Raw genomic sequence first — 25,992 nt, 5'->3', positions numbered from 1 at the left:
GCCGTCTCGGGCGTCACCGATACGCAATCGGGCCGCAACCATTCCTTGAACATCTCAAGCATTGGGATTTTAGATGGCTCGATGGATTACAATTCACGGCTAAACGTCCCAGCGGGCCCTTCAGGGCCTTTTTTCTTTGGGCTCCGACACTCCGCCGGCACTCTCCTTCGACGCCTGAACTGTCTTTCAACTCACTCATCGCGCATTCACGCATCTCTCATAGACTCTACAGAGGTCATTTATGGATCTTTCCAAGGTTTCCCGGGGCGATCTTCCCCATGTGCTCAACGTGATCATCGAGATTCCGGCGCGCTCCGATCCGGTCAAATACGAGATGGACAAGGAGACGGGCGCCATGTTCGTCGACCGTTTCATGTCCACCGCCATGTACTATCCCTGCAACTATGGCTATGTGCCGCATACGCTGTCCCCGGATGGCGACCCGGTGGACGTGCTGGTGGCTACGCCCTACTCGCTGATCCCGGGCTCGGTCATCAAGTGCCGGCCGATCGGCGTGCTCAAGATGACCGACGAGTCCGGCGACGACGCCAAGATTCTGGCCATTCCGGTCGATAAGCTCTACAAGGGCTATCGTCATATCGAGAGCTTCCGCGACATGCCGCAGCATCTGCTCGATCAGATCGCGCACTTCTTCGAGCACTACAAGGATCTCGACGAAGGCAAATGGGTGCGTGTCGGCGGTTGGGGCGGCCGGGAAGAGGCGTATCAGGAGATCATGAACAGCGTCAAGATGTTCGAGGACGCCCCGGATAAGCCGGCCTTCTGATGTCTCTGACCCATTTCACCCCATCGGGCGACGCCCACATGGTCGATGTGGGCGACAAGGTCGCGACCCGGCGTCGGGCCGTGGCCGAGGGGTGGATCCGGATGGAGCCGGAGACGCTCGCGCTGATCGAGCAGGGTGGACATGGTAAGGGCGACGTGCTCGGAATCGCGCGCGTCGCCGGAATCATGGGTGCGAAGCGGACCTCCGAACTGGTTCCGCTTTGTCATCCACTGAGCCTGACCCGGATCGACATCGCGCTGGAACTTCGGCATGGCGAGTGCGCCGTGCAGTGCAGCGCGACGGTCGAGACCAACGGACGGACCGGGGTGGAAATGGAGGCGCTGTGCGCCGTTCAGGTCTCGTTGCTCACCATCTACGATATGTGCAAGGCCGTGGATCGCGGCATGTGCATGACCGATATCCGGCTTGTCGAAAAATCGGGAGGTCGCTCCGGGCACTGGAGGCGTGATCCCGACGCCTCCAACTCGAATCCTTGATCCCGCCCTTCGATCGTCTCTGTCATCGTTTCGGGCACCCGCCGTCTTTCTCTTGCCTTACATCCAGGATGCGTTCCGACGATGAATCCCTTCTATCAGCGCGCTCATTTTCTCTCGGCCGCGAGTCGGCTCGATCACGCCCCGGCCGACAGCGGTCGCGAGGTCGCCTTCGCCGGTCGCTCCAACGCTGGAAAATCGAGCGCTATCAATGTGCTCTGTCATCAGAACGCGCTCGCTCGGACCAGTAAGACTCCGGGGCGAACCCAGCAACTGATCTTTTTCGAGCTGGACGAGGAGCGGCGCCTGGTCGATCTGCCCGGCTACGGTTTCGCCAAGGTCTCCGTGTCGGTCAAACGCGAATGGCAGCAGCATCTCGCGCATTATTTGGACTGTCGGCGCTCGCTGGCGGGCCTGGTGATCGTCATGGACATCCGGCATCCGCTCACCGACTACGATCGTCAGATGCTGACCTGGGGGCTGAAGGGCGAGATGCCGCTGCTCCTGCTGCTGACCAAGGCGGATAAACTCAAGCGGGGTCCGGCGCGCTCGGCGCAGCTCGCCGTGGAGCGTGCCGTCTCCAGTCACGGCGACCGTGTCAGCGTGCAGCTCTTCTCCGCCTTGGAGCGCCAAGGCGTCGAGTCGGTTCAGGCGGTGTTGGACCGCTGGCTGGAGGTGCCGTCGCCGGCGACCTGAGGGGGACGCTCGGATGCCGCTTGGCGCGATGTCACGATGGCCTGTGCGTGCGACCTGGAGCACCTGGGCTAGAATCGTATTTTCATTGCAGCGATTGGCGGCGAGCGTGATCCGCCCAAAGGAGCGAGATGCATATTGGCGATTTGATGGCCGAAAGTGGGGTCAAATTTGGCACTAGCGGTGCCCGAGGTCTTGCCTCCGAGATGACCGACTGGGTCTCTTATGCCTATACGGTCGGTTTTCTGCGTTATCTCCAGGAGGTGGGCGTCCTGGTTCCGGGCCAGGCGGTCGGGATCGCGGGCGATCTGCGTCCGAGCACGCCGCGTATCATGGCCGCTTGCGCACAGGCGGCGCTGGACCAGGGATGCCGGCCGATCAACTGTGGCCCCATCCCGAGTCCGGCGCTTGCGGCCTATGGCATCGCGCTCGGCATTCCTTCACTCATGGTGACCGGGAGTCACATCCCGGACGACCGCAACGGCATCAAGTTCAATCTACCGACTGGCGAGATTCTCAAACAGGACGAGGAGGGCATCCGCGAGCAGGAGGTCAAACGGCCGAGCGGAGTGTTCGATGCGGCGGGCGCCTTCATCGACACGGATGCCGCGCGGCTCCCCTCGCGCGACGATTCGGCCTATCGCGACTATATCGCCCGCTATCTCGACTTCTTCCCGCCGGGTTGTCTCGCGGGTCTGCGGGTCGGAATCTACGAGCATTCGAGCGTGGCACGCGAGGCCTATGCCGATGTGCTTGGCGGCCTCGGGGTCGAGATCGTCCGCCTCGGGCGCTCGGCGCAGTTCATTCCAGTCGATACCGAGGCGATACGTTCGGAGGATATCGACTTGGCGCGCCAATGGGCGACGGCCGACCGTTTCGACGCACTGGTCTCGGCCGACGGTGACGGCGACCGTCCGCTGGTCGGTGACGAGCAGGGTGTTTGGCTGCGCGGCGATATCGCGGGCGTGCTCTGTGCCCGTCAGTTGGGTGTCGCTGGTGTCGTGACGCCGGTGAGCAGCAACACGGCGGTCGAGAAATGCGGCTGCTTCCAGTCCGTCCTGCGGACCCGTATCGGCTCTCCCTTCGTGATCGAAGGCATGCAGACGCTGATCGATCGGGGGCTGAGCCCCGTGGTCGGCTACGAGGCGAACGGTGGCTTCCTGCTCGGCAGTCCTATCGAGGCCGACGACCGCCGACTGGCGGCCCTGCCCACCCGCGACGCCGTGCTGGTCGCCGTCACCATCCTGCTGGCCTCGGTCGAGCAGGGCAAGCCGCTCTCGGCCCTGGCGAGCGATCTTCCGCACCGCTTCACCTACAGCGATCGGCTCAAGGATTTCCCCACCCATATCAGCCAAGCGCGCATTGCCACGCTGGTCAGCGGTGATTTTCCACAGGACAAGGCCGCGATCGAATCCCTGTTCGGCGCGTCTTTTGGCCCAGTCATCTCGACCGATACCACTGATGGCCTGAGGATCACCTTCGCCAGTGGCGAGATCGCCCATCTGCGTCCCTCGGGCAACGCCCCCGAGCTGCGCGCCTATACCGAGGCCGACACGTCCGAGCGTGCCCGCGACATGAACGCAATCTGTATGGAGATCCTCGCAAGCTGGCGGCGATGATTTGGCTGGTAGGGCGCAATAGGCCGCCGGCACGCTGTGGCTGTAACACCTTCTCGTTGACGAAGGGTTTCATGGACGGCCGGCGTGCGATCTTGGGGCGGCCGTATTGCGCCGTATGGAATTGATGGGCGGGATCGATACCGCATCGCCGTCTGTCATGTGGCGCAATACGCTGTCGCTATTGCGCCCTACGCTGGTAGCTCGCTACAGCAGGAAAAGGGTCGCCAGTCCAAGAAAGGCGAGGAAGCCGACGACATCGGTGACCGTCGTGAGGATGACTCCGCCGGCCAGTGCGGGGTCGATGCCGAAGCGTTCCAGCGCCAGGGGGAGCAGGGCGCCGGAAAAGGCGGCGGCCAGCAGGTTGATGCTGATGGCGGCGCCGATGACTAGTGCGATGTCGGTGTCATGGAACCAGAGCTTGGCGACCAGTGCGACGACGATGGCCCAGATGACGCTGTTGATGCCGGCGACCGCCATTTCCTTCCACAGGAGCCAGCGTGCGTTGTTGATCGAGAGCTGTCCGAGCGCGAGTCCGCGTATGGCGAGCGTGAGCGTTTGGGTGCCGGCGATGCCGCCCATGCTGGCCACCACGGGCATCAGCACGGCCAGGGCCACCACCTGCTGGATGGTCGCCTCGAAGCGTCCGATCACCCAGGCGGCGAGGAAGGCGGTGAGCAGGTTGACGCCGAGCCAGAGCGCTCGGCGGCGGGCACTGAGCAGGACCGGGGCGAACATGTCCTCGGTCTCCGACAGACCGGCCTGTCCCAGGAACTGGTGATCGGCCTCTTCGCGGATGACGTCCATGACATCGTCGACCGTGATGCGTCCGAGCAGGCTTCCGTCCTCGTCCACGACCGGCGCCGTGACCAGGTCGTGCTGCTCGAATCGGGTCGCGACCTCGCGTGCGCTCCAAGAGGCCGGAATGGCCTGTACGTCGAGCGTCATGGCCTCGGCGACGGTGTCTTCCGGATCGTGGGTGAGGAGGTCGGTCAGGTAGAGCACGCCGAGATAGTGCCCCTTGCGGTTGACCACGATGAGATTGTCGGTGATGTCCGGCAGTCCGTCTTTGAGTCGACGCAGGTAGCGCATCACCACGTCGAGCGTCATCTCGGGACGCACCGTCACCGTGTCGGTGTTCATGAGGCCGCCGGCGCTGTCTTCGTCGAACGACAGCGCCTTTTCGAGACGGTCGCGCCGTTGCTGATCGAGCGATTTGACCACCTCCTGGGTGATGGCGACCGGCAGATCCTGCAGCATGTCGGCCAGGTCGTCCGTGTCCAGACTGCCCATGGCGGCGATCAGCTCGCCGGCGTCCATCAGCCGGATCAGATGCTCGCGGACGTCGTCATGGAGATAGGTCAGGACCTCGCCGTCGTATTCGGCCTCCACTAGATTCCACACCAGTTCGCGCTCCTTGGGTGGGAGCGATTCGAGCAGATGGGCGATTTCCGCCGGCTGTAGCGCGTTGAGCATGCGTGCGGCCTGACGCATCCCTCCCTGCTGCAGAACCTGCTGCAGATCCTCGAGTCGGGTGTTGTCGGGGTTGCTGGGAACGGGGACGGTCATGGAAGCCCTGTCGGTCGCGAGGTGGCGGACGCAATGCCGTGATGACGCCTATGCTACCAGAGCCGAGCGGCGATCTTCGCGCACTCAGTCGGCGTTCAGGGCATCGAGCAGAAGACTCGGATCGGCGTCGTCCAGGTGCGCGAAAAGGAACTCGGCGCGTGCGCTCAGATCCTGGGTGTCGGCGTTCAGTACGGTCTCTTTGATATTCAGAATGGCACCTGGTTGCATGCTGAATTCGCGTAATCCCATTCCGAGCAGCAGCCGGGTGAAGCGGGGGTCGCTGGCCATTTCGCCGCACATGCTGACAGAGACGCCTTCGGCTGCGCCGGCCTCGATGATGATGCGGATCAGCCGCAGAATGGCCGGATGGGTGGGGTCGAAGAGATAGTTGACCGCGTCGTCCAGCCTGTCGATGGCGAGCGTGTATTGGATGAGATCGTTGGTGCCGATGGAGAGAAAATCCAGTCGGCGGGCGATGGGTCTGGCCGCGAGCGCGGCGCCCGGCACCTCGATCATGGCGCCGATCTGCATCTGCGGATCGTAGTCGAGTCCGTCTGCATCGAGTTCGCGTTTGATCTCGCCGATGAGGTCGAGGACCGTTTCCACCTCGTGCAGATTGGTCACCAGGGGGAGCATGAGTCTGACCGATCCGAGCGCGGAGGCGCGCAGTATGGCGCGCAGCTGCGGGCGAAAGAGTTCGATTTCCTTGAGGCAGAGCCGAATCGCGCGCAGCCCGAGCGCTGGATTGGTCGCGCCGCCGCTCGGGTCGGCCATGGCGCCGGTGCGCTTGTCCATGCCCAGATCGAGCGTGCGGATGGTGATCGGGATTCCATCGAGTCCCTCCAGGATCTCGATGTAATTGGTCAGATGCTCCTCCTCGTTCGGGAGGTCGTCCCGGTTCATGTAGAGGAACTCGGTGCGGTAGAGGCCCACCCCGTCCGCCCCTGCGGCCCGAGCGACCTGGACGTCCTCTGACAGCTCCAGGTTGGCCATGATTTTGATGGATACGCCGTCGCGGGTCCGAGAGGGCAGGTCCACCAGGTCGCGCAGTTGGCGCTGACGTTGCTCGATGGCACGCAGCCGTTGGCGGAAATGCTGGAGCGTGTTGTCGTCCGCGCTGGCCAGCAGCGTGCCGGTCTCGCCGTCGACGATCAGGAATTCGTTCGGTTGCAGATAGCGCGTGGCTTCGTGGATCCCAACGACTGCCGGGATACCGAGGCTGCGGGCCAGGATCGCGGTGTGCGACGTGGGTCCGCCGTATTCGGTCACGAAGGCGACGGCGCCACGCTGGTGGAGCAGAATGGCGTCGGCCGGGGTGAGATCCCGGGCGACCACGATGTGGCCGATCAGGTCCTGGTCGGCGAGAACGGGAGGGGAGGCGTCCTCGCGCAGGAAGCCCTGAATCTGACGTACCAGGTGCTGGACGTCGCCCCCGCGCGCACGCAGATAGGCGTCATCCATCTCGTCGAACACCTGCATCAGTCGTTCGCAGTGGATCTGTAGGGCCCATTCGGCGCAGCACAGCTGGCTCTGGACGATGTGCTGGATCGCACTGGCCATCGCCGGATCGTCGAGCATCAGGAGGTGCACGTCCAGGAATTCGGCGGCATGGATCCGGCTGTCGGTCGAAATCTGGTTACGCACCATGCGCAGCGCCTTGCGCGCGGACTCGAGGGCCTGATCGAACCGGGCTAGCTCGGCGTCGACCTGATCGGCCGCGATGGCGCGATGGGCGGCGGCATGCTGGTCGCGGTCGTCGATGAAGGCTGGCCCCAGGGCGACCGAGCAGGCCGAGGCGATCCCGATGCCCTGGAACGCGATCGTCACTCGCTCTCTCCGAAACGGTTGCGGATGAGCGTCTCGATCGCGTCGATGGCCTCCTGCTCGTCCTCGCCCTCGGCCTGAACCGTCACACAGGTGCCCTGGCTGGCGGCCAGCATCATCACGCCCATGATGCTCTTGCTGTTGACGCTCTGGCCGCGGCGCTCGATCTCGATATGGCTCTTGAAGCGTCCGGCGCATTGCACCAGCTTGGCTGCCGCCCGCGCATGCAGGCCCAGCTTGTTACAGATCTCGAATTCTTTGCGAATCATCCGGCATGAATCCCTGTTGCGCGAGTGGTCTCATCGCGGTTTTCAATCGTGCTTGCAGCGTTGGACGCCATCGCGTCCGCCTTGAAGTGCCTTCTCGGCCACGGCATCCAGGTCGAGGGTGGCGTAGTTCAGCGTTCTCAACAGCATGGGCAGATTCACGCCGGTGAGCACCTGTACGTTGGTCCGTAGTTCCAGGAGCCTGTTGGCCACGTTGCACGGGGTGGAGCCGAAGAGGTCGCTCAGGATGAGTACACCGTCGCCCTCGTCGAGCCGATCCAGACTGTGCAGGCATTCCTCGATCAGGTCCTCGCGCGGCGTGTCGTTGACGACCTCGACACCCTCGACCCCGGCTGGGACGGTGCCGAGTATCTCGCCTGCGATCCGCAGCAGATCCCGGGCGAGCGGGCTGTGTGTGATGAGTAGGACTCCGACGCTCACGCCAGTTCTCGATGCCGGACGATGACGCTGTGCCCGAGCCGCTCGAAATGGCGTCTCAGTTGCTCCGTCATGTAGACCGAGCGATGCTGCCCTCCGGTGCAACCGATGGCGATGGTGAGATAGCTGCGGCCGTCGGTTTCGAAATGGGGAATCCAGCGCTCGAAGAAGGTGAGGATGTCATCGCGCATGTCTCGGGTCTCGGTGTGCTCTTCCAGGAACGCCTCGATCAGCGGATCCAGCCCGGTCAGCGGCTTGAGCTCGGGTTGCCAATGAGGGTTGGGAAGGCAGCGCACGTCGAAGACGAAGTCGACGTCCTGCGGGACCCCGTGCTTGAAGCCGAACGACTGAAGCAGAATCGATGCCTTGGGCGAGGCGTTGCCCATCGCCCAGCCGCGAACCCGGTCGCGAAGTTCGTGGATGTTGGTCTGGGTCGTGTCGATCTGGACATCGGCGCAGTCTCGAATCGGTTTGAGCAGCTCGCGCTCCAACTGGATGGCCTCGCTCAAGGGGCGCTCGCCGCGCGTCAGCGGGTGCTTGCGGCGTGTCTCGCTGAAGCGCTTGATGAGGGTCTCCGTCTGCGTCTCCAGAAAGAGCACATGGCAGTCGATGCCTTGCTCCAATGCCGTCGTCACCAGCTGGGGGAGCTGGATCAGCGCCTCCCTGTTGGTTCGGGCATCGATCCCGACGGCCGTGTTGGTGAAGGCGGTATCCAGCGTGTTGTGGAGCCCCAGCGCCAAATCCTTTAGCAGGAAGAGCGGCAGGTTGTCGATGCAGTAATACCCCAGATCCTCGAGCGTGTGGAGCGCGACGCTCTTTCCGGAGCCTGACAGGCCGCTGAGAATGATGAGTTTCATCGCATGTCTTCGCGTCGGGTGTCGTTGATGTGAGACATCGAATATGAGGCGTCGCTGTCCAGCGAACTCAGCGTCGGAGTGTCGGTGGATCGGGTCGGTCGATGCTGATCGCTCTGGCCTGGCGGTCGATGAAATCCACTCCGGCGTCATAGCCCCGGATCCGTAGGATCTGGTGGCGCACCGCCGCTTCGACCAGGATGGCCAGATTGCGGCCGGGGGCGACCGGCATCAGGATCTTGGGGACGGCGACGCCCAGGATGTTCATGGCCGTGAGGCTTCCGCTGAGCCGATCGATGCATTCGAGCTGCTGGTGGTCCAGCGGCTGCAGGTCGATGATGAGGTTGAGCGTTTTGTCGCGCAGCACCGCGCCCTCGCCGAACATGGCCCGGATGTTGAGAATGCCGAGTCCTCGGACCTCAAGGAAGTCTCGGAGTGTCTCCGGGCAGGTCCCTTCCAGTACCTCGGGCGCGATGCGGGCGAACCGGGGCGCGTCGTCGGCGATGATGCGGTGACCGCGCGTGATGAGCTCCAGCGCCAGTTCGCTCTTGCCCACCGCTGGATTGCCCACCAGCAGCACGCCCATGCCCAGCACCTCGATGAAGACGCCGTGAACGGTCTCGCGTTCGGCCAAGGCGTGGGTCAGGAAATAGCGTAGATGGTTGATCAGATCCTGATCCCCGAGCGACGAGCTGAGAAGCGGGGTCTGGGTGCGCTCGGCGACCTCTCGCAGGGCGGCATCCGGCTCGATGTCATCGGAGAAGATCACCGCTGCGGGACGGTCGGCGAAGAGCTTTTCGATGGTTTCGGTAAAGGCGGTGCTTCCCAGTTCGGTCAGATAGATCTGCTCGGGGTGGCCGATCACCTGCAGTCGGTTGGGGTGGATGCAGTTGAGCGATCCGATCAGAGACTGGCTCCCGTGCGCAGGTGTTTCGCCGCGCAGCGGGCGTGGCTCCTTGGGCTCGGGTGTGAGCCAACCGAGCTTGAGTTGCGGCGCCGTCTGAGCGATCAGGAATTGCAGGCTGTCGATCATTGCTGGCGTCTCGCCGGGCGGTCTATCGTGCGTTCAGGACGCTCAGGAGTCGGGCAGCGGAGTCGGCTTCGCGCAGTTGCGCTCGGATCTCGGGGTCGCTGAAGAGGCTGGCCAGATGGGCGAGCAGGTGGAGATGCTCCTCGTTCGCCGCCTCCGGGACGAGCAGGGCGAAGGCCAGGTCGACGGACTCGCCGTCTGCGGCATCGTAATCGATCCCTTGCTTGATCTGGACGAAGGCGCCGATGACGTCGGATACCTCCTTCAGGCGCGCGTGAGGCAGCGCGATCCCGTGACCGAGCCCGGTACTGCCGAGACGCTCGCGTTCGAGCAGGCGCTCGAAGACGGTTTCGGTCTGTAGTCGCGGGTGATCGGTCGCCAGGAGTTCGGCCAGTGTTTCGAGCAGACGCTTCTTGCTGGAGATCTCAAGGCCGCATCCGATGCGGGATTCGCTGATCAGATCGGGGCTGAACATGGGGTCAACTCCTGTCAGGCACCGGCGCGTTTCACGGCGATCATGTCGCTTGGCGATGGTTGCCAGAGGCATCGCGGACAAGTGATTCTGGTCATGAGTCGTGGTTTCCTCGAAATCGGCCCGATGACGGGTGCATGGGATGACGGGTGCATCATATGTGCTCAGTCGCCATCGTCTCAATGAAAAACACCTCGAACGGCCTTCCTTGTGTCCGTTCGAGGTGTCGCGCGCCTCAGCGAGTCGGCGCAGCGGTCAGATCGATGCGTATCGGGATCTTAGGCGCTTTCGGTCAACGTTCATGCGACGACCTGGCGTGACGTCCGTCTTCGGTGTCGGGCGAGGGCGGGGCGGCGCTTGGCCATGCTCCCGCCGGCCCTCTTAGAGGACGAACGCCCATTCGGCGTCATTCGGTATGAACGTTTCCGGCCATCGCCTCATTCCTCCTCGGCGGCGGCGATCGGTGCACCAGGTCGGTGGCTGTTCTTCTTCTCCTTGTAGCGGATCACTTGTCGATCGAGCTTGTCGATGAGCCCGTCGATGGCTGCGTACATGTCTTCATGGGCGGAGTCGGCAAATACCTTGCCTCCATTGATATGGAGCGTCGCCTCCGCCTTTTGGGTGAGCTTTTCAACGCTGAGGACGACGTGGGCGTTGATGACGTGGTCGAAGTGTCGTTCGAGACGTTCGAATTTGCTGTCGACATAACCCTTCAGCGCTTCGGTTACGTCGATGTGGTGACCCGTCAGGTTAATCTGCATCATTTGACTCCTTAGGTTCAAACAGCCTGCTCATGCTAGGCGTTTGCGCTCGTTCGAGGGTGGGATACCCATTGCCTCGCGATATTTGGCGACTGTTCGGCGTGCGACCTTGATGCCCTGATCAGCGAGTTCCTGTGCGATTTTGCTGTCGCTCAAGGGCTTTCTGGCGGATTCCCCCGAGATCAGCTTGCGAATCAGGGCGCGGATCGCCGTGGATGAACACTCGCCGCCAGAAGCGGTGTTGACGTGCGATGAAAAGAAATACTTGAACTCGAATGTGCCTCGCGGTGTATGCATGTACTTCTGGGTGGTGACCCGGGATACGGTGGATTCGTGCAGTTCGAGCGCCTCGGCGATGTCGCGCAGAACCATCGGGCGCATGCCCTCGTCGCCGAGTTCGAAGAAGTCCTGTTGCATCTCCACGATCTTGGATCCCACGCGCAGAACCGTGTCGTTGCGGCTGGCCAGGCTCTTGATGAACCATCGTGCCTCCTGCAGATGGCTCTTGAGCGTGGTGCTGTCCGCGCTTTGATCCGAGCGCCTGATCAGTCGCGCGTAATCCGCGTTCACTCTCAGTTTCGGCGTCGACTCCGGATTGAGTTCGACGTGCCAGCGACCCTCCCCTTTACGGACGAAGATGTCGGGGACAACGTACTCCGGCGGCGCCTCTTCGATCAAGGTCCCCGGCTTCGGATTGAGTTGGCGGATGAGCGCGACCGCCTCCGCGATGCGCTCCTCCGGTTCCTTCAGCAGGCGGGCGAGCGCGCCGAGGTCCCTTCTGGGCAAATGCTCGAAACCCTCAGCGCAGACCCGAAGGGCCAGGTTGCGTGCAGGAACCTGGTCGGGCAACTGACGCAGCTGGATGATCAGGCATTCCTGGATGCTGCGTGCGCCGATGCCTGGCGGGTCGAGCGATTGGACGCGGTGGATCAGCGTCTCGACCTCCTCGACGCTGATATCCGGGTTGTCGATGGCGGCGAGCAGCTCATCGACGTCCGCGCGCAGATAGCCGGCCTGATCGATCGAGTCGATGACCGTCTGAGCGATCATGAAGTCGCGCTCGTTCAGACGGCTCAGATTCAGCTGCCAGGCGAGATGATCCTGCAGGCTTTGTGGGCGGCTCTGCTGGGCGAACGGATCGAAATCGGAGCTGTCGTCGCTGCCGTGCGAGGTCGGCGGCAGATAGCTGTCGAAGACGTCGGTCCACTGGGTGTCGACCGGCAGATCGTCCGGCATCTCGTTCGACTCGGCGCGGATCTCGCGATCCACGGCCAAGTCCTGCTCGCCGCGCTGGGGTTCCGCCTCGACCTGGCTCTGGTCGAGCCGCACGTCGCTCTGCTCACTGGCCGCGAAACGTTCGTTCTCATCGCCCTCTTCGAGCATGAGATTGGTTTCGAGTGCCTCTTGGATCTCCTTCTGGAGCTCGAGCGTCGAGAGTTGCAGCAGCTTGATCGCCTGCTGCAACTGGGGCGTCATGGTGAGGTGTTGGCTGAGGCGAAGCTGGATGGATTGCTTCATCGATCGCGTACGCGCCTTGAGGTGAACCGCTTGAGGTCTAAAGCAATAAGAGTGCCTGTTGCCATTCTAGCCCATTTCGGCGAAAAGAGCCGCCAGTCGCCGGAGGTTGGTTTGCGGCTTTGTTTTGTAAGACATTTCTGTCTTTCACTCGCCAGATATGGGGCGGGCGGTGCAGAACGCCATCCAGTCCATGATGGACCGGCGCTGGCGGCTGACGGCGTGAGGCTGGTGGCTATATGTCGGCTCATGGATGCTTCGTGAGGTCGCCGTTCACATCGAGAAGTCGGCGCCGAGATAGACGTCTCGAACCTGCTGGTTGGCGAGCAACTCGCGCGGCTGGCCCGAGGCGATTACGTTTCCATTACTGATGATGTAGCCTCGATCGCAGATATCGAGTGTCTCGCGGACATTGTGGTCCGTGATGAGGACGCCGATGCGCCGGTCCCGCAGATGGGAGACGATGGCCTTGATGTCGCCCACGGCGATGGGGTCGACGCCCGCAAAGGGTTCGTCGAGCAGCATGACGACCGGATCCACCGCGAGCGCGCGGGCGATTTCGAGCCGTCTCCGTTCTCCGCCCGAAAGGCTCAGGGCGAGCGAATCGCCGACATGCGCGATGCCCAGCTCTTCGAGCAGTCGCTCGCAGCGCTCCTCGCGCTCGGCGCGCTTGAGATCGCGTCGGGTCTCCAGGATGGCCAGGATGTTCTCGCGTGCCGATAGTTTGCGGAAGACCGAGGGCTCTTGCGCCAGATAGCTGAGTCCGGCGCGTGCGCGCGCATGCATCGGCATGCGGGTGATGTCGCGGTCGTTCAGCGAGATCCGGCCCTGGTCGGCCGTGATGAGCCCGACGATCAGGTAAAAGCAGGTCGTCTTGCCGGCACCGTTGGGTCCCAGCAGGCCGACGACCTCTCCTGGTTCGACCTCGACCGAGACGTCTTGCAGCACCTGCCGCCGACGGTAGTGTTTCTTCAGGTGTTCGGCGCGCAGTGCGGTCAAACGGGCCTCCTCATCGCAGGTGCCTTATTGCTTTTCGGGGGTGATGGTGATCTTGACCCGTCCCGAGCCTCCAGCGCGGAATTGGGCGTGGGCGCGATCGTAGATGATGCGCTCGCTGGTCAGTCGGTCCTCTCCCTGGATCAGCACGCCATCGCCGATCAGGACGAGCTCGTCCTTGTCGGCGTTGTATTCGATCCGTTTGGCGAATGCGTGCACCTCGCTCTGGTCGCCGTCGAGACGCTGTTTGTAGCGTGCCGGCTTGCCCAGCGCGATGATGAACTTGGGTTGGCGGTCCTCGCGATGGTAGACGGTCACATGGTCGGCCAGGAGCTGCATGCTGCCCTGGTCGACCTGGACGTTGCCGACATAGACGCTGGTGTTGTCGCTTTCGCGGACCTCGACGTCGTCGGCCTCGATCAGAATCGGCTGTTTGGCGTCATCCTTCAGCGCCCAGGCCTGTCCGGCGCTCATGACGGCGAGTGCGGCCAGGAATAGGTGTGCGATGGGCCTGGGTGCGCGGGTCTGGTCGGCTTTGAGGGTCGTCATGGGTGCGGATCCTGCTCGGGATCGGACTCGGGCGCGAGCCGGATGCGCGCGCGTCCATGGAAGGTGGTGCGGGTCGGTTCGTTATACCAGAGGCGCATTCCGTTCGCGGTCAGTGCGTCGCCATCGCTGTCGACCCGTACTTCGAGATCGGTTTCGGCCAATCCTTGCTCGCGCCAGATATCCAGACGTTCGGTCTCGAAATGCGCCGGGCGGCTTTCATCGTCGCTCGCTCGGTCCAGCTCGACGTTGCCCTCCAGGCGGATCTGATCGCCGTCCGCGTAGATGGTGCCTCGGTCGGCCTTGGCGTTCCAGGGTGGTCCCTTGGTCTGGTACAGCTCCAGGCGCGGCTGGTCCAGTTCGGAGATATTGTCCGTGGCGTAGTGCCGCAGCTCGGTCGCCTTCAGATGACGGATCGGCCGCCCGCTGTCGTTGGTCTCGACCGCCGAGAATCGATCGACGACATAGTCCGGCAGTCGGGGGCGCGTCCGGTGCGCGCCGACATCCCCGTCCGGTGTCTTGAGCTGCCACCAGGCGATGGCCCCGACGATCGCGAACAGGATCGCGAGCATCAGTTGCCGTCCGCTCCAGAAGGGGCGATCGAAATAGCCGAAATAGGCGCTCATCGATAGCGCGACATCATCTGCTCGAAGGTGCCCTGAGCATCCATGATCATTTCGCACACTTCGCGCGCCGCGCCGCGTCCGCCGGGCGCGACAGTGCACCAGTGCGCCAGGTCGCGGACCTGCGGTTGGGCGTCCGCGACGGCCACGGCGAGCCCGACGCGGCGCATCACGGGCAGGTCCACCACGTCGTCGCCGACATAGGCGATCGTTTCGTCTGGCAGCTCAAGGCGTTGCTTGAGTTCCTCGTAGGCAGGAAGCTTTTCGCGGTAGCCCTGGAAGACGTCGGAGACGCCGAGACTCTCCATGCGCATCTGCACCACATTGGAGGTGCGTCCGGTGATGACGGCCAGCCGCACGCCGCTCTGCTGGAGCATGACCATGCCGTGTCCGTCGCGCGAATTGAACGCCTTGTACTCGAGCCCGTCGTCGCCGAGATAGAGACTCCCGTCCGTCAGCACGCCGTCGACATCGAAAATGACCAGTCGGATCCGGGATGCGCGTTCTCGAATGTCCTGCATGGCTGGCTGACCTCGTTGGCTGTGGATCGTTGTGGTGTCCTGGGTGTCCGGCGCGACGCCTGTCGGCGTCACACCACGCCCGCTCGGAGCAGGTCGTGCATGTTGAGTGCCCCGATCGGTCTGCGCTGGGCGTCGAGCACCAGCAGGCCATTGATGGACATGGATTCCATCAGTCGCACGGCCTCCACGGCGAGCGCGTCCTGCGACAGCGTGACGCAGTCGCGCGTCATGACCGAATCGATGCGTGTCTGGTGGACGTCGATCCCGCGATCGAGTGCGCGGCGCAGGTCGCCGTCGGTGAAGATTCCGGCGAGTGTGCCGTCGGCGGCCAGGATCGCGCTCATCCCCAGTCCGCCGCGCGACATCTCCTCCAGCGTGGCCATGAGGCTGGTGCCCAGGGCAACCGTCGGCAGGCGTTCGCCGTGGTGCATGACGTCGCGGACGTGCAGCAGCAGTCGTCGTCCGAGCGTTCCGGCCGGATGCGAGCGTGCGAAGTCCTCGGCGGTGAAGCCTCGGCTTTCGAGCAGAGCGATCGCCAGTGCGTCGCCCATGGCCAGCGCGGCCGTGGTGCTCGATGTAGGGGCCAGGCCCAGCGGACAGGCCTCGCTGGCGACGCTGATGTCGAGGCAGACATCGGCCTCGCGCGCCAGGGTCGAGCCGCGTCGGCCGGTCATGGAGATCAGGGGGACGGCGAGTCGCTTGATGATCGGCAGGATGACCAGAAGCTCGTTCGTCTCGCCCGAGTTGGAGATGGCGAGAACCACGTCGCGTGGCGTGATCATGCCCAGATCGCCGTGGCTCGCCTCGCCGGGATGGACGAAGAAGGCCGGACTGCCGGTGCTGGCGAGGGTCGCGGCGATCTTTCCGCCGATGTGCCCCGACTTGCCCATGCCGAGCACCACGATGCGTCCCTCGCACGCAAGCATGTAGCGGCAGGCGCTGAGAAAGGCCGAATCGATGCGTGCGCCCAGGGCGGCGACCGAGGCGGCCTCGATGTCGATCACGGCGCGGCCGAGTTCGAGGATCTTTTCCGCCTGGCCGTCGGCCAGCGCGGCCTCGCGTGCGCCGAGTTGTCTGCGTTCTGTCATGCGTGCCGGGGTCCTGGGTTTAGCGCCTAATTCATCGTCATGGGGCTCGGGTGGTGCACAAAAATACACCATGGGCGACTCGGATGTCCTCCGGGTCCCGGTATTTGCGTCGAGTGAAGCGCTGTTCCGGGGCATTCGGGCCGCACGGTTCGCCTTGACGCCCATGGGTTCGGTCGCGAGAATCACCTGTTTTTCGTCAATGACGCGTCTTGCGCGGATCCATCATCATGCATAGGCGAGGCTCGGGGGCGGTGTCGGTGACTCGGTGCGCGGCAGGCCGCGCCGGGGCATTGTATGCGCTCATCCATGAATCGATGCCGATTTCGATGGCGGCGGGGGATGGTCATGTCCGGTGAAACCGATCGCGATCTGGCCGACCAAGACCTCTTGGTGAAGATTCGCGGGCTCCGGTTCAGTCGCGGATCCCGCGTCATTTTCGAGGACCTCGATCTCGATATCCGCCGAGGTTCCGTGACCGCCGTCATGGGGCCAAGCGGTACAGGCAAGACGACGCTGCTCAAGCTGATCACCGGACAGCTGCATCCCGACGCAGGCACTATCGAGGTCGATGGCGAGGACGTGCTGCGGCTGGACAAGGCTGGGCTCTACCGGTTGCGCCGACGCATGGGGATGCTGTTTCAAAGCGGCGCGCTGCTCACGGATCTCAGCGTCTTCGAGAACGTCGCCTATCCGCTGCGCGAGCACACCGATCTGCGTCCCTCGATGCTGCGCAAGCTGGTTCTGCTGAAGCTTGAGGCGGTCGGCCTGCGCGGCGCGCGCGATCTGATGCCGAGCGAGCTTTCCGGCGGTATGGCGCGCCGCGTCGCCTTGGCGCGTGCGATCGCGCTCGATCCCATGATGATCCTCTATGACGAGCCCTTCACCGGCCAGGATCCGATCTCGATGGGGATGCTGGTGACGCTGATCCGTCAGCTCAACGATGCCTCTGGCATGACCAGCATCCTGGTGTCGCACGACGTGCGCGAGACGTCCGGTATCGCCGATTTTCTCTATCTCATTTCGCAGGGGCGGGTCGTCGCCCAGGGAACGCCGAAGGAGATCGCCCAGGATTCGTCCGAGTGGGTGCGCCAGTTCATGGATGGTCTGCCCGACGGGCCGGTTCACTTCCATTACCCGGCACCGCCGCTGGCCGAAGATCTGCGTGCCCAGGGGAGAAAACGATGAGATTCGAGGCCGTCGCCGTGCTCGGTCGTGGCGTATTGGGTGCGCTCCAACGCTTGGGGCGGGCACATCTGCTGTTGCTCTCGATCCTGGCCGGCAGCGGCGAGGTTCTGCGCCATACGCGCCTGCTGTTCGAGCAGATCTACAATGTCGGCGTCCTCTCGCTGCTCATCGTCGGTGTCTCCGGGCTCTTTGTCGGGATGGTGCTGGGGCTGCAGGGCTATTATGTGCTGGTGCAGTTCGGCGCGGCCGAGAGCCTTGGTATTATGGTCGCCGCCTCGCTGGTGCGTGAGCTCGGCCCCGTGGTCGCCGCCCTGCTCGTGGCCGGTCGCGCCGGCTCGGCGCTGACCGCCGAAATCGGCCTGATGAAGGCGACCGAGCAGCTTTCAGGGCTCGAAATGATGGCGGTGGATCCGATTCGGCGCATCCTGGTGCCGCGTTTCTACGGTGGCGTGGTCGCCATGCCGTTGCTGGCGGCGATCTTCAGTGCGGTCGGCGTGCTTGGCGGCTATTTCGTCGGTGTGGGGCTGCTTGGTGTCGACGACGGTGCCTACTGGAATCAGATGCAGGCCAAGGTCGATTTTCAGGAGGACATCGTCAATGGCGTCATCAAGAGTCTCGTGTTCGGTGTCGCCATCACTTGGGTCGCGCTCTTTCAGGGGTACGATACCGTTCCGACTTCTGAGGGTGTGAGTCGCTCGACCACGCGCTCCGTGGTGCATTCCGCGCTCCTGGTGCTGGGGCTCGATTTCGTCCTGACGGCGTTGATGTTTGGAGGCTGATGACAATGGGCAAGCGGCATACGATCGAGGTCATGGTCGGCGCCTTCGTGGTACTGGGCGTCGTCGCGCTCTTTTTTCTGGCCATGCAGGTCAGCAATCTCAGCCAGGCGTCGAGCGGGGACGGCTACCATTTGACGGCACGTTTCTCGAACATCGGCAGCCTCAAGGTTCGCTCCCCCGTGACGATGGCGGGCGTGCGTATCGGTCGGGTCGAGTCGATCGGGTTCGATATGACGCGCTACGAGGCCCTGGTGACGATGCGTATCGACGCGGATATCGACTCGATTCCCGACGATACCTTCGCCAATATCTTTACCGCCGGCTTGCTGGGAGAGCAGTACATCGGACTGGAGCCTGGCGGAAGTCCGGAATTCCTGCGCGATGGCGACGAGATCGCCAATACGCAATCGGCACTGCTCCTCGAACAGATGATTGGGCAGTTTCTCTTCAAGAAAGCGGGTGAAAGCGGCTAATGCTTCAAAAACGTCATGTCTTCCTCTTATTGCTGGTCCTCATTCCGCTGGTGTGGAGTGGCAGCCTCTTCGCGTCCCAGGAGGACGCCTCCGCGCTGGTGAAGCGGACCGCCGACCGCATGCTGGCAACCCTAGAGGCTCGCCGGAGCGAAGTGGAGCGCAATCCGTCCCTGATCTACGGGATGATCGAGAGCATCGCGGCGCCGCACTTCGATTTCGAGCGCATCACCCAGGGGGCCGTTGGCCAATACTGGCGTCAGGCGACGGCCGCTCAGCAGCGCCAGCTGGTCGACGGTTTCAAGCAGGTGCTGGTTCGCACCTATGCCCGCTCGCTGCTCAGCTATTCCGGTCAGGAGATCCGCTATCTTCCGGCCAAGCCGGGAAGTCGTCCGAATATGGTCACGGTGCCGACCGAGGTGCGCGAGGCGGGCGCTGCGCCGATTCCGGTCGACTACCGCATGTTCGACAACGGCAGCGGCTGGAAGGTGTACGACGTCGTCATCAACAACGCCAGCCTGGTCGGCAACTATCGCAACAGCTTCGCCAACGAGATCCGTCAGAACGGTATCGATGGTCTGATCGCCAAGCTGGGCGACATGAACAGGAAAGGGCAGGAGTGACCGAGACGCGTTTGACACCGATCGAATCCGGCCGGTGGCGTTTGACGGGGGCCATGGATTTCACGACCGTGTCCCGTCTGGCCACGGCGGGCGAACGGCTGTTCAAGGACTCCGGGCCGGCTCAGGGCGGCGCGCTGATCCTGGATCTCGCCGAGGTCGAGTCGGCCAACAGCGCCGGGCTGGCCCTGCTGCTGGAGTGGTCGGACATGGCGCGTGCCCGTGGCATTCATCTATCCTACGCCAACGTCCCCGATTCGCTGCTGCGGATCGCGGCCTTCTCGAATCTGCAGGATGTGTTGCCGGTTGCCGCCTGATCGGCGCGCGCTCGATCCCGTTTATCCCCTGCCGTTTCTCTCGATCCCACTCTGTTCTCGATTCAACGAAAACCATGGATAAGCTCCTCATCACCGGTGGTGCCCCCCTGAATGGTCAGGTGCGGGCCTCCGGCGCCAAGAACGCCGCGCTGCCCATTCTGGCGGCGACCTTGCTCGCCGATGAGCCGGTGACGCTCGACAACGTCCCGCAGTTGCGGGATATCTCGACGACCTTCGACCTGCTGGGCCGGATGGGTGCATGCCTGACGCCGCAAGGCGAGGGGGTGGTGCAGGTCGAGCCGCGCACCCTCGCCAGCTTCGTTGCGCCCTACGAGCTGGTGAAGACCATGCGGGCCTCGATTTTGGTGCTCGGCCCCCTGGTGGCGCGTTATGGCCGGGCCGACGTCTCGCTTCCCGGGGGCTGTGCCATCGGGGCGCGTCCGGTGAATCTGCATATCGAGGGTCTGCGCGCCATGGGGGCGGACGTCACCGTCGAGGGCGGCTATATCCGCGCGCGCGCCGGGCGTCTGCGCGGTGCGCACTTGGTCATGGATATGGTGTCGGTGACCGGGACCGAAAATCTCATGATGGCCGCCGCCCTCGCCGAGGGCGAGACCCTGATCGAGAATGCGGCCCGCGAGCCCGAGGTCGCGGATCTGGCCGATTTTCTGAATGCCATGGGTGCGCGGATCGAAGGCGCCGGCACCGATCGGATTCAGATCCAGGGCGTGGAGCGGCTGTCCGGGGCGCGCTATCGGGTCATGCCCGATCGCATCGAGACCGGGACCTTCCTGGTTGCGGCGGCGATGACCGGCGGCTGCGTGCGCGTCACCGAGACGCGCCCCGACTGTCTCGACGCCGTGCTGCATAAGCTGCGCGAGGCGGGGGCCGAGGTGCGTGTTGGCGAGGATTGGATCGAGCTGGACATGCACGGCCGACGTCCGCAAGCTGTCGACATCCACACGGCGCCGCATCCGGCCTTCCCGACCGACATGCAGGCGCAGTTCTGCGCGCTCAACAGCATCGCCGAGGGTGTCGGCTCGATCGCCGAGACCATCTTCGAAAACCGCTACATGCATGTTCCGGAACTGCAGCGCATGGGCGCCGACATCCGTGTCGAGGGCAACATCGCCATCTGTCATGGTGTCGAGCGTTTGACCGCAGCGCCGGTGATGGCGACCGACCTGCGCGCCTCGGCGAGCCTGGTTTTGGCGGGGCTGGTGGCCGAGGGCGAGACCCTGATCGACCGCATCTATCACCTGGATCGCGGCTATGAGAACATCGAAGACAAGCTCCTGGGGTTGGGTGCGAGCATCCAGCGCATCGCCGGGGCCAGAGGATGATCGCACCATGAATTTGAATGCCTCTCTCACCATTGCCTTGTCGAAGGGGCGGATTTTCGAGCAGACCCTGCCGCTGCTGGCGAATGCAGGGATCGAGCCGCTGGACGATCCCGAAACCAGCCGCAAGCTGATTCTGGAAACCAGCAATCCCAAGGTGAAGTTCGTCATCATCCGCGCCAGCGATGTGCCGACCTATGTCCAATACGGCGCAGCCGACCTCGGGGTGGCGGGCAAGGACGTTCTGCTGGAGCACGGTGGCGAGGGGCTTTACGAGCCGCTGGATCTCAAGATCGCGCGCTGCCGTTTGATGGTGGCTGGATTGCCGGATACCCAGCCTCCGACCTCCCGCCGACTGCGTATCGCCACCAAATACGTGCATAGCGCCGAGCGCTATTTCGCCGCCAAGGGACAGCAGGTCGAGATCATCAAGCTCTACGGCTCCATGGAACTGGCCCCCCTGGTCGGATTGGCCGACCTGATCGTCGATCTGGTCGAGAGCGGCAACACGCTCAAGGCCAACGGCCTGGTGCCGCTGGAGCACATCGCCGACATCAGCTCGCGACTGGTGGTGAACAAGGCATCCTGGAAGATGAAGCACGAGGCGGTGAGCGCCTTGCTGACGTCGCTGCGCGAGTCCGTCGACGGCGAGTGATTGAGAGAGCGGCCAGCTTCCAGCGGCCAGCCTCCAGCTGCCAGCTTGGTTGGAGCCGCTTTCCAATCTCGATCCCTTGACCGATGCTTGGCTGGATGAGGAAAGGGGTCGTCCATAAAGACATACATCCGCTGGTGGCTGGTGGCAGGAAGCCGGCAGCTACCAATCAAACATGAGTGAGACAACCGTGACCGATATCAAACGTCTCTCCACCCAGGACGCCGATTTCCAATCCCGACTCGCGGCCTTGCTGGCCTGGGATTCGGTCTCCGACGATCGGGTACAAGGCACCGTCGCCGAGATCATCCGCGAAGTCCGTGCGCGCGGCGATGCCGCGCTGCTGGACTACACCACCCGTTTCGACCGCTGGACGCCGGCCTCTGCGGCCGATCTGGAGCTTCCGCGCTCGCGTCTGGCTCGGGCCTGGGCCTCCATCCCGGCCGAACAGCGCCAGGCGTTGGAGACGGCCGCCGAGCGCATTCGCGCCTATGCCGAGCATCAGAAAATGACCGGGTGGAGCTATCGCGAGGATGACGGGACGCTGCTGGGTCAGCAGATCACGCCGCTCGATCGCGCCGGGCTCTATGTGCCGGGCGGCAAGGCTGCCTATCCCTCGTCGGTGCTGATGAACGCCGTTCCGGCCAAGGTTGCCGGCGTCTCCGAACTCATCATGGTGGTGCCCACTCCCGACGGCGAACTCAACGAGCTGGTCCTCGCTGCGGCGCACGTCGCTGGCGTCGATCGCGCCTTCGCGGTCGGGGGGGCGCAGGCCGTTGCCGCGCTCGCCTACGGCACCGAGACGATTCCGGGTGTGGACAAGATCGTGGGTCCCGGAAACATCTATGTCGCGACCGCCAAGCGCGCCGTCTTCGGCCAGGTCGGCATCGACATGGTCGCCGGTCCCTCCGAGATCCTGGTCGTCTGCGACGGCGGGACGGACCCGGACTGGATCGCCATGGACCTCTTCTCCCAGGCCGAGCACGACGAGGACGCCCAGTCCATTCTGGTGAGCTGGGACGCCGAGTTCCTCGATCGCGTCGCCGCCAGCATCGACAAGCTGCTGCCGACCATGGAGCGCCAGGAAATCATCGACGCTGCCCTGAAGGCGCGCGGCGCGCTCGTCCTCGCCCGCGATCTGGACGACGCCATCGCCGTCGCCAACGAGATCGCCCCGGAGCACCTGGAGCTGTCGATCGAGAATCCCGAGGCGATCGTCGGTCGCATCCGTCACGCCGGCGCCATCTTCATGGGGCGCTATACGGCCGAGGCGCTGGGCGACTATTGCGCCGGTCCCAACCACGTGCTGCCGACCTCCCGCACCGCGCGCTTCTCTTCGCCTCTGGGGGTCTATGACTTCCAGAAGCGTTCGAGCCTCATCATGGCCTCGCGCGTCGGCTCGGCAACGCTCTCACGCACCGCCTCCGTGCTGGCGCGCGGCGAAGGGCTGACCGCTCATGCCCGTTCGGCCGAATACCGAGGCGAGGAGGGGACTTGAAGGCGCGGATCGATGCACTCGTTCGGCCCGAAATTCTCGCGCTGGACGCCTATCATGTCGCCGAGGCCGCTGGCCTGATCAAATTGGATGCCATGGAAAATCCCTATGGCTGGCCCGAATCCCTGGTCTCCGAGTGGCTCGAAGCGCTGCGCGGCGTCGAGCTGAACCGCTATCCGGATCCTCAATGCGAGCTGCTTCAGGATGCGCTGCGCGAGGCCATGGGGATTCCCGACGACATGGGGGTGCTGCTCGGCAACGGTTCGGACGAGCTGATCCAGATGCTGGCCCTGACGGTCGCCCAGCCCGGACGCAAGGTGCTGTCGGTCGATCCAGGGTTCGTCATGTATCGCATGATCGGACTCTTCGCCGGAATGGACTATGTCAGCGTTCCGCTCCAGGCCGAGACGTTCTCGCTGGATCTGCCGGCGATGCTGGAGGCCATCGAGCGCGAACAGCCGGCGCTGGTCTATCTGGCCTATCCGAATAACCCGACCGGGAACCGTTTCGACGCGGACGACATGGTCTGCATCATCGAGGCGGCACCCGGTTTGGTCATCGTCGACGAGGCCTATGCGCCCTTCACCGACTGCAGCTTCCTGGGCTTGCTCGGCGACTGGGAGAACCTGCTGGTCCTGCGGACCGTCTCCAAAATGGGGCTGGCCGGTCTAAGGCTCGGTTATCTGGTCGGTCCCAGGCCCTGGCTGGCCGAGATCGACAAGGTGCGTCTGCCCTACAACGTCAACGTCCTCACGCAGGTCTCCGCTACCTTCGCGCTTGAGCACAAGCCGCTCTTCGATGCCCAGACCCACTCCATCCGTGTCGAGCGCGGGCATCTGTTCGAGGCGCTGAGCGGGATCGACGGCCTGCATCTCTTTCCGAGCGAGGCCAATTTCATCCTGATGCGCGCCCCGGCCGGACAGGTAGGCGCCGTCTTCGACGGCCTCAAGGAACGCAAGATTCTCATCAAAAAACTCGACGGCGCGCATCCCCTGCTCGCCGATTGTCTGCGCGTGACCGTCGGCTCGCCGGAGGAGAATGCAGCCTTCGTCGCGGCGCTGAAAGCGGTGATCTGAGCGCTCAGGTTCCGCTGATCCGGTCGTAATAACGCGCCCGGTAGATGAGGCGCTGGCTGGGCCCGTCGCTGAATCCGGTGCGGGTGTGCAGGACGTTGTTGCAGATCAGGCCCCAGCCCGGTTCCAGGCGCGCGCTGAAGTGCCAGGGCGATTCCCGTTCGAGCAGTTCCCTCAATGCCGTGACGGCCTCGCCGGTTTCAGGATCGTCGCGCCAGCGGATATTGCGTGCGCGGTTGGTATAACGCAGATGCAGACGCCCGTCCGATTGCACCGAGAACACGGGGCCGGTGCGCTCCGGACGTGCCTCTTCTCCATCGACATGATGTGCCGGGATGCTCATGCACTCCGGGTGCATCAGGGCGCGGATATGATCGGGGTTTTGGTCGCGCAGCAGGATGTAGAGGATCTCATGGTCGAGCAGGGCATTTGCGCCGCCCTGTTCCGCCGGGTGGACGCAATGCAGGAGCATGCCTCTGATCTGGCGGTGCGGGCTGTTGTAATAGCCGTCGGTATGCCAGGAGATGGGACGGTTCGAGTAGGGAATGAAGTCGCGATGCTGGCGGTCGGTCTGCACGGTCAGCGAGGTGATGGCGTCCTCGTCGGCCCCAGGGTTGTGATCCAGCCGAGTGAGTCCGAATCGGGCCCCCAGGTCGTGCGGGATGGATTTCGCCGGATCGTCTCCCGTCTTGCCGACATAGATCGCCATGTTGGCGAGGCGGCAGCGTTCCAGTATGGCTTGGTGCTCCGTGGCACTGAGTTCGCGAGGATCGCCGATCTCCACGATCAGCCGTGAAAGATCCGTCGGGGCCTGTCTCAGTTTCTCGTCGTGCCAGTGCCGGTAGGCAGCATCATTGGCGAGGTCGAACGGGGAGTCGTGCATTGGCGTGCGTCCTCTAGCTGGTTCGTCGTGCGGGGTCCTGCCTGGAACGTGGTTCGTCTCCTCGGTTGCCGGCCCCTTGCGGTCGTCGATGGTATACGAGAAGACGCCGTTGCACGCTCTGGTCGCGTTTCCTTGAGATTGGAATCGGTTGTTAGCACTCATCTTGACAGAGTGCTAACGAGGTTCTACTTTACATAACGTAAGCAGTCGCCCGCTTGGGGGCTGCGAAACCGGTGGTTCGCAAGAACGCCATTCCATTGTTCATACTGCCTTGCGGCACATATTGCTCATCGGAGGATATGCCATGACAACGCTCGACTTTTCACCCCTGTTCCGCTCCATGATCGGTTTCGATCGTCTGGCCAATTCGCTCGAGACCGCCTACCGGACCGAGCCGGGCGGCTATCCGCCCTACAACGTCGAGGTCATTGACGAGAACAGCTACCGCATCACGCTGGCCGTGGCGGGCTTCACCGAGTCCGAGCTCGATATCGAGGCCAAGGAGAATCTGCTCACCGTGACCGGTCAGCGCAAGACGGCCGAGGCGGAGGGCAACTTCCTCTATCGCGGCATCGCCAACCGCAGCTTCGAGCGCAAGTTCCAGCTGGCCGACTACGTCAGGGTGGCCGAGGCCCGTCTGGAGAACGGTCTGCTGAACATCGAGCTGGTACGCGAGGTCCCCGAGGCCATGAAGCCGCGTCGCATCGAGATCCGCAGCACGGATCGCGGGCCGTCGATCACCCATGAACCGGCTGCCCAGGAAACGGCCAAGGCTGCGTAGTATCGAGACGCTGTGCAGGCGATGGCAGGGCCATCGCCAACGAAGAACGGCCGGGTTTGTACCCGGCCGTTCTTCGTTGGCGATTCGTCAGGGTGCGGTCGTCTCGTCGGAACGGTGCATCCCCCTTGTATCGTGTGCGCTGACTGGATGTCAGCGGGCCGGTATTTCACGAATATCGGCTTTTGGGTCGTGAGCGCTCGATGCGCGTTCGGTCGATTCGTGTCCGCCGCCAGACCCACTCAACAACCACCAGCTAAAGCTGGTGGGTTGAAGCTACGGACTGAAAGTCCGGATACGGGTCGAT

Annotated in this window: 29 protein-coding genes; 14 read left to right on the top strand and 15 right to left on the bottom strand. The window is 63.6% G+C overall.

Annotated elements, in window-relative coordinates; translation table 11 throughout:
- The first annotated feature begins 241 nt into the window (after positions 1 to 241).
- The 4 genes from ppa (at position 242) to ACFSJC_RS06695 (ending at position 3,593) form a co-directional block, all read left to right on the top strand.
- A complete protein-coding gene (gene ppa, locus ACFSJC_RS06710) occupies positions 242 to 787 on the top strand; it encodes an inorganic diphosphatase (protein ID WP_386025009.1) in 546 nt (181 codons plus the stop codon).
- Complete coding sequence (moaC, locus tag ACFSJC_RS06705) at positions 787 to 1,284, top strand: cyclic pyranopterin monophosphate synthase MoaC (protein ID WP_386025006.1); 498 nt, start codon at positions 787 to 789, stop codon at positions 1,282 to 1,284. The genes ppa and moaC overlap by 1 nt, the downstream gene beginning before the upstream one ends.
- 81 nt (positions 1,285 to 1,365) lie before the next feature.
- Entirely contained in the window at positions 1,366 to 1,977 is a 612-nt protein-coding gene (yihA, locus tag ACFSJC_RS06700) for a ribosome biogenesis GTP-binding protein YihA/YsxC (RefSeq protein WP_386025003.1), read from the top strand.
- A 128-nt stretch (positions 1,978 to 2,105) separates the two neighbouring features.
- Positions 2,106 to 3,593: a phosphomannomutase gene (locus ACFSJC_RS06695; protein WP_386025000.1), complete on the top strand. Its 1,488-nt coding sequence runs from the start codon at positions 2,106 to 2,108 to the stop codon at positions 3,591 to 3,593.
- Between the two features lie 204 nt (positions 3,594 to 3,797).
- On the opposite strand, the gene mgtE is transcribed toward ACFSJC_RS06695, so the two are convergent.
- The 14 genes from mgtE to ACFSJC_RS06625 all read right to left on the bottom strand — a co-directional run bounded on the left by mgtE (position 3,798) and on the right by ACFSJC_RS06625 (position 16,093).
- Complete coding sequence (gene mgtE / locus ACFSJC_RS06690; protein WP_386024997.1) at positions 3,798 to 5,159, bottom strand: magnesium transporter; 1,362 nt, start codon at positions 5,157 to 5,159, stop codon at positions 3,798 to 3,800.
- A gap of 84 nt (positions 5,160 to 5,243) precedes the next feature.
- Entirely contained in the window at positions 5,244 to 6,986 is a 1,743-nt protein-coding gene (ptsP, locus tag ACFSJC_RS06685) for a phosphoenolpyruvate--protein phosphotransferase (RefSeq protein WP_386024994.1), read from the bottom strand.
- Positions 6,983 to 7,252 (bottom strand): HPr family phosphocarrier protein, encoded by a 270-nt coding sequence (locus ACFSJC_RS06680; RefSeq protein ID WP_386024991.1) that lies wholly within the window; start codon positions 7,250 to 7,252, stop codon positions 6,983 to 6,985. The genes ptsP and ACFSJC_RS06680 overlap by 4 nt, the downstream gene beginning before the upstream one ends.
- A gap of 42 nt (positions 7,253 to 7,294) precedes the next feature.
- The gene (locus tag ACFSJC_RS06675) at positions 7,295 to 7,690 is read right to left on the bottom strand and encodes a PTS sugar transporter subunit IIA (protein ID WP_386024988.1); all 396 of its coding nucleotides are present in this window, start codon (positions 7,688 to 7,690) and stop codon (positions 7,295 to 7,297) included.
- Positions 7,687 to 8,544 (bottom strand): RNase adapter RapZ, encoded by an 858-nt coding sequence (gene rapZ / locus ACFSJC_RS06670; RefSeq protein WP_386024985.1) that lies wholly within the window; start codon positions 8,542 to 8,544, stop codon positions 7,687 to 7,689. The genes ACFSJC_RS06675 and rapZ overlap by 4 nt, the downstream gene beginning before the upstream one ends.
- Before the next feature lie 67 nt (positions 8,545 to 8,611).
- Positions 8,612 to 9,574, bottom strand: a complete 963-nt coding sequence (hprK, locus tag ACFSJC_RS06665; RefSeq protein ID WP_386024982.1) for an HPr(Ser) kinase/phosphatase — start codon at positions 9,572 to 9,574, stop codon at positions 8,612 to 8,614.
- A 22-nt stretch (positions 9,575 to 9,596) separates the two neighbouring features.
- Positions 9,597 to 10,046, bottom strand: coding sequence for a PTS sugar transporter subunit IIA (locus tag ACFSJC_RS06660; RefSeq protein ID WP_386024979.1), 450 nt, complete (start codon positions 10,044 to 10,046; stop codon positions 9,597 to 9,599).
- A 434-nt stretch (positions 10,047 to 10,480) separates the two neighbouring features.
- Positions 10,481 to 10,804: a ribosome hibernation-promoting factor, HPF/YfiA family gene (hpf, locus tag ACFSJC_RS06655; protein WP_386024976.1), complete on the bottom strand. Its 324-nt coding sequence runs from the start codon at positions 10,802 to 10,804 to the stop codon at positions 10,481 to 10,483.
- Between the two features lie 30 nt (positions 10,805 to 10,834).
- The gene (locus ACFSJC_RS06650; RefSeq protein WP_386024973.1) at positions 10,835 to 12,322 is read right to left on the bottom strand and encodes an RNA polymerase factor sigma-54; all 1,488 of its coding nucleotides are present in this window, start codon (positions 12,320 to 12,322) and stop codon (positions 10,835 to 10,837) included.
- Positions 12,323 to 12,592: 270 nt separating this feature from the next.
- A complete protein-coding gene (lptB, locus tag ACFSJC_RS06645) occupies positions 12,593 to 13,318 on the bottom strand; it encodes an LPS export ABC transporter ATP-binding protein (protein ID WP_386024970.1) in 726 nt (241 codons plus the stop codon).
- Positions 13,319 to 13,342: 24 nt separating this feature from the next.
- Positions 13,343 to 13,864, bottom strand: coding sequence for a lipopolysaccharide transport periplasmic protein LptA (lptA, locus tag ACFSJC_RS06640; protein WP_386024967.1), 522 nt, complete (start codon positions 13,862 to 13,864; stop codon positions 13,343 to 13,345).
- Complete coding sequence (gene lptC / locus ACFSJC_RS06635; protein WP_386024964.1) at positions 13,861 to 14,487, bottom strand: LPS export ABC transporter periplasmic protein LptC; 627 nt, start codon at positions 14,485 to 14,487, stop codon at positions 13,861 to 13,863. Before lptC ends, lptA begins: the two co-directional genes overlap by 4 nt.
- On the bottom strand, positions 14,484 to 15,005 hold the full coding sequence (gene kdsC / locus ACFSJC_RS06630) for a 3-deoxy-manno-octulosonate-8-phosphatase KdsC (RefSeq protein WP_386024961.1): 522 nt from the start codon (positions 15,003 to 15,005) through the stop codon (positions 14,484 to 14,486). The genes lptC and kdsC overlap by 4 nt, the downstream gene beginning before the upstream one ends.
- 68 nt (positions 15,006 to 15,073) lie before the next feature.
- On the bottom strand, positions 15,074 to 16,093 hold the full coding sequence (locus ACFSJC_RS06625) for a KpsF/GutQ family sugar-phosphate isomerase (RefSeq protein ID WP_386024959.1): 1,020 nt from the start codon (positions 16,091 to 16,093) through the stop codon (positions 15,074 to 15,076).
- Positions 16,094 to 16,438: 345 nt separating this feature from the next.
- Between ACFSJC_RS06625 and ACFSJC_RS06620 the strand changes: the two genes are divergently transcribed.
- The 9 genes from ACFSJC_RS06620 (at position 16,439) to hisC (ending at position 24,027) form a co-directional block, all read left to right on the top strand.
- Positions 16,439 to 17,278, top strand: coding sequence for an ABC transporter ATP-binding protein (locus tag ACFSJC_RS06620; RefSeq protein WP_386024956.1), 840 nt, complete (start codon positions 16,439 to 16,441; stop codon positions 17,276 to 17,278).
- Complete coding sequence (gene mlaE, locus ACFSJC_RS06615) at positions 17,275 to 18,057, top strand: lipid asymmetry maintenance ABC transporter permease subunit MlaE (RefSeq protein WP_386024954.1); 783 nt, start codon at positions 17,275 to 17,277, stop codon at positions 18,055 to 18,057. The genes ACFSJC_RS06620 and mlaE overlap by 4 nt, the downstream gene beginning before the upstream one ends.
- A gap of 5 nt (positions 18,058 to 18,062) precedes the next feature.
- Positions 18,063 to 18,530 carry an outer membrane lipid asymmetry maintenance protein MlaD gene (gene mlaD, locus ACFSJC_RS06610; protein ID WP_386024951.1) on the top strand — a complete coding sequence of 156 codons (468 nt, stop codon included), beginning with the start codon at positions 18,063 to 18,065 and terminating at the stop codon, positions 18,528 to 18,530.
- Positions 18,530 to 19,150 (top strand): MlaC/ttg2D family ABC transporter substrate-binding protein, encoded by a 621-nt coding sequence (locus ACFSJC_RS06605; RefSeq protein ID WP_386024948.1) that lies wholly within the window; start codon positions 18,530 to 18,532, stop codon positions 19,148 to 19,150. The genes mlaD and ACFSJC_RS06605 overlap by 1 nt, the downstream gene beginning before the upstream one ends.
- A complete protein-coding gene (locus ACFSJC_RS06600) occupies positions 19,147 to 19,464 on the top strand; it encodes an STAS domain-containing protein (protein ID WP_386024945.1) in 318 nt (105 codons plus the stop codon). The genes ACFSJC_RS06605 and ACFSJC_RS06600 overlap by 4 nt, the downstream gene beginning before the upstream one ends.
- Before the next feature lie 74 nt (positions 19,465 to 19,538).
- Positions 19,539 to 20,807 carry a UDP-N-acetylglucosamine 1-carboxyvinyltransferase gene (gene murA / locus ACFSJC_RS06595; protein WP_386024942.1) on the top strand — a complete coding sequence of 423 codons (1,269 nt, stop codon included), beginning with the start codon at positions 19,539 to 19,541 and terminating at the stop codon, positions 20,805 to 20,807.
- Between the two features lie 7 nt (positions 20,808 to 20,814).
- On the top strand, positions 20,815 to 21,459 hold the full coding sequence (gene hisG / locus ACFSJC_RS06590) for an ATP phosphoribosyltransferase (RefSeq protein ID WP_386024939.1): 645 nt from the start codon (positions 20,815 to 20,817) through the stop codon (positions 21,457 to 21,459).
- A gap of 172 nt (positions 21,460 to 21,631) precedes the next feature.
- Positions 21,632 to 22,954 (top strand): histidinol dehydrogenase, encoded by a 1,323-nt coding sequence (gene hisD / locus ACFSJC_RS06585; RefSeq protein WP_386024936.1) that lies wholly within the window; start codon positions 21,632 to 21,634, stop codon positions 22,952 to 22,954.
- Entirely contained in the window at positions 22,951 to 24,027 is a 1,077-nt protein-coding gene (hisC, locus tag ACFSJC_RS06580) for a histidinol-phosphate transaminase (RefSeq protein WP_386024933.1), read from the top strand. The genes hisD and hisC overlap by 4 nt, the downstream gene beginning before the upstream one ends.
- Positions 24,028 to 24,031: 4 nt before the next feature.
- Here hisC and ACFSJC_RS06575 read toward each other — a convergent pair whose 3' ends face one another.
- On the bottom strand, positions 24,032 to 24,907 hold the full coding sequence (locus ACFSJC_RS06575; RefSeq protein ID WP_386024930.1) for a TauD/TfdA family dioxygenase: 876 nt from the start codon (positions 24,905 to 24,907) through the stop codon (positions 24,032 to 24,034).
- 304 nt (positions 24,908 to 25,211) lie between these two features.
- Between ACFSJC_RS06575 and ACFSJC_RS06570 the strand changes: the two genes are divergently transcribed.
- Entirely contained in the window at positions 25,212 to 25,688 is a 477-nt protein-coding gene (locus tag ACFSJC_RS06570) for an Hsp20 family protein (RefSeq protein WP_386024928.1), read from the top strand.
- Positions 25,689 to 25,992 lie beyond the last annotated feature (304 nt).

It is taken from the genome of Thiorhodococcus fuscus, assembly GCF_042682685.1.
GTDB lineage: Bacteria > Pseudomonadota > Gammaproteobacteria > Chromatiales > Chromatiaceae > Imhoffiella > Imhoffiella fuscus.
Note: the sequence above shows the minus strand (reverse complement) of the source record. Positions and strands in the feature narration are given on the sequence as shown.

Bases quoted from the DNA above. Each gene is read 5' to 3' on its own strand.
- lptC (WP_386024964.1), bottom strand. From the start codon at position 14,487: ATGAGCGCCTATTTCGGCTATTTCGATCGCCCCTTCTGGAGCGGACGG.
- hprK (WP_386024982.1), bottom strand. From the start codon at position 9,574: ATGATCGACAGCCTGCAATTCCTGATCGCTCAGACGGCGCCGCAACTC.
- moaC (WP_386025006.1), top strand. From the start codon at position 787: ATGTCTCTGACCCATTTCACCCCATCGGGCGACGCCCACATGGTCGAT.
- ACFSJC_RS06620 (WP_386024956.1), top strand. From the start codon at position 16,439: ATGTCCGGTGAAACCGATCGCGATCTGGCCGACCAAGACCTCTTGGTG.
- mlaD (WP_386024951.1), top strand. From the start codon at position 18,063: ATGGGCAAGCGGCATACGATCGAGGTCATGGTCGGCGCCTTCGTGGTA.
- ppa (WP_386025009.1), top strand. From the start codon at position 242: ATGGATCTTTCCAAGGTTTCCCGGGGCGATCTTCCCCATGTGCTCAAC.
- ACFSJC_RS06660 (WP_386024979.1), bottom strand. From the start codon at position 10,046: ATGTTCAGCCCCGATCTGATCAGCGAATCCCGCATCGGATGCGGCCTT.
- ACFSJC_RS06695 (WP_386025000.1), top strand. From the start codon at position 2,106: ATGCATATTGGCGATTTGATGGCCGAAAGTGGGGTCAAATTTGGCACT.
- ACFSJC_RS06680 (WP_386024991.1), bottom strand. From the start codon at position 7,252: ATGATTCGCAAAGAATTCGAGATCTGTAACAAGCTGGGCCTGCATGCG.
- kdsC (WP_386024961.1), bottom strand. From the start codon at position 15,005: ATGCAGGACATTCGAGAACGCGCATCCCGGATCCGACTGGTCATTTTC.
- ACFSJC_RS06650 (WP_386024973.1), bottom strand. From the start codon at position 12,322: ATGAAGCAATCCATCCAGCTTCGCCTCAGCCAACACCTCACCATGACG.
- rapZ (WP_386024985.1), bottom strand. From the start codon at position 8,544: ATGAAACTCATCATTCTCAGCGGCCTGTCAGGCTCCGGAAAGAGCGTC.
- hpf (WP_386024976.1), bottom strand. From the start codon at position 10,804: ATGCAGATTAACCTGACGGGTCACCACATCGACGTAACCGAAGCGCTG.
- ACFSJC_RS06605 (WP_386024948.1), top strand. From the start codon at position 18,530: ATGCTTCAAAAACGTCATGTCTTCCTCTTATTGCTGGTCCTCATTCCG.
- mlaE (WP_386024954.1), top strand. From the start codon at position 17,275: ATGAGATTCGAGGCCGTCGCCGTGCTCGGTCGTGGCGTATTGGGTGCG.
- ACFSJC_RS06575 (WP_386024930.1), bottom strand. From the start codon at position 24,907: ATGCACGACTCCCCGTTCGACCTCGCCAATGATGCTGCCTACCGGCAC.
- lptA (WP_386024967.1), bottom strand. From the start codon at position 13,864: ATGACGACCCTCAAAGCCGACCAGACCCGCGCACCCAGGCCCATCGCA.
- murA (WP_386024942.1), top strand. From the start codon at position 19,539: ATGGATAAGCTCCTCATCACCGGTGGTGCCCCCCTGAATGGTCAGGTG.
- mgtE (WP_386024997.1), bottom strand. From the start codon at position 5,159: ATGACCGTCCCCGTTCCCAGCAACCCCGACAACACCCGACTCGAGGAT.
- hisG (WP_386024939.1), top strand. From the start codon at position 20,815: ATGAATTTGAATGCCTCTCTCACCATTGCCTTGTCGAAGGGGCGGATT.
- ACFSJC_RS06570 (WP_386024928.1), top strand. From the start codon at position 25,212: ATGACAACGCTCGACTTTTCACCCCTGTTCCGCTCCATGATCGGTTTC.
- hisD (WP_386024936.1), top strand. From the start codon at position 21,632: ATGAGTGAGACAACCGTGACCGATATCAAACGTCTCTCCACCCAGGAC.
- yihA (WP_386025003.1), top strand. From the start codon at position 1,366: ATGAATCCCTTCTATCAGCGCGCTCATTTTCTCTCGGCCGCGAGTCGG.
- ACFSJC_RS06625 (WP_386024959.1), bottom strand. From the start codon at position 16,093: ATGACAGAACGCAGACAACTCGGCGCACGCGAGGCCGCGCTGGCCGAC.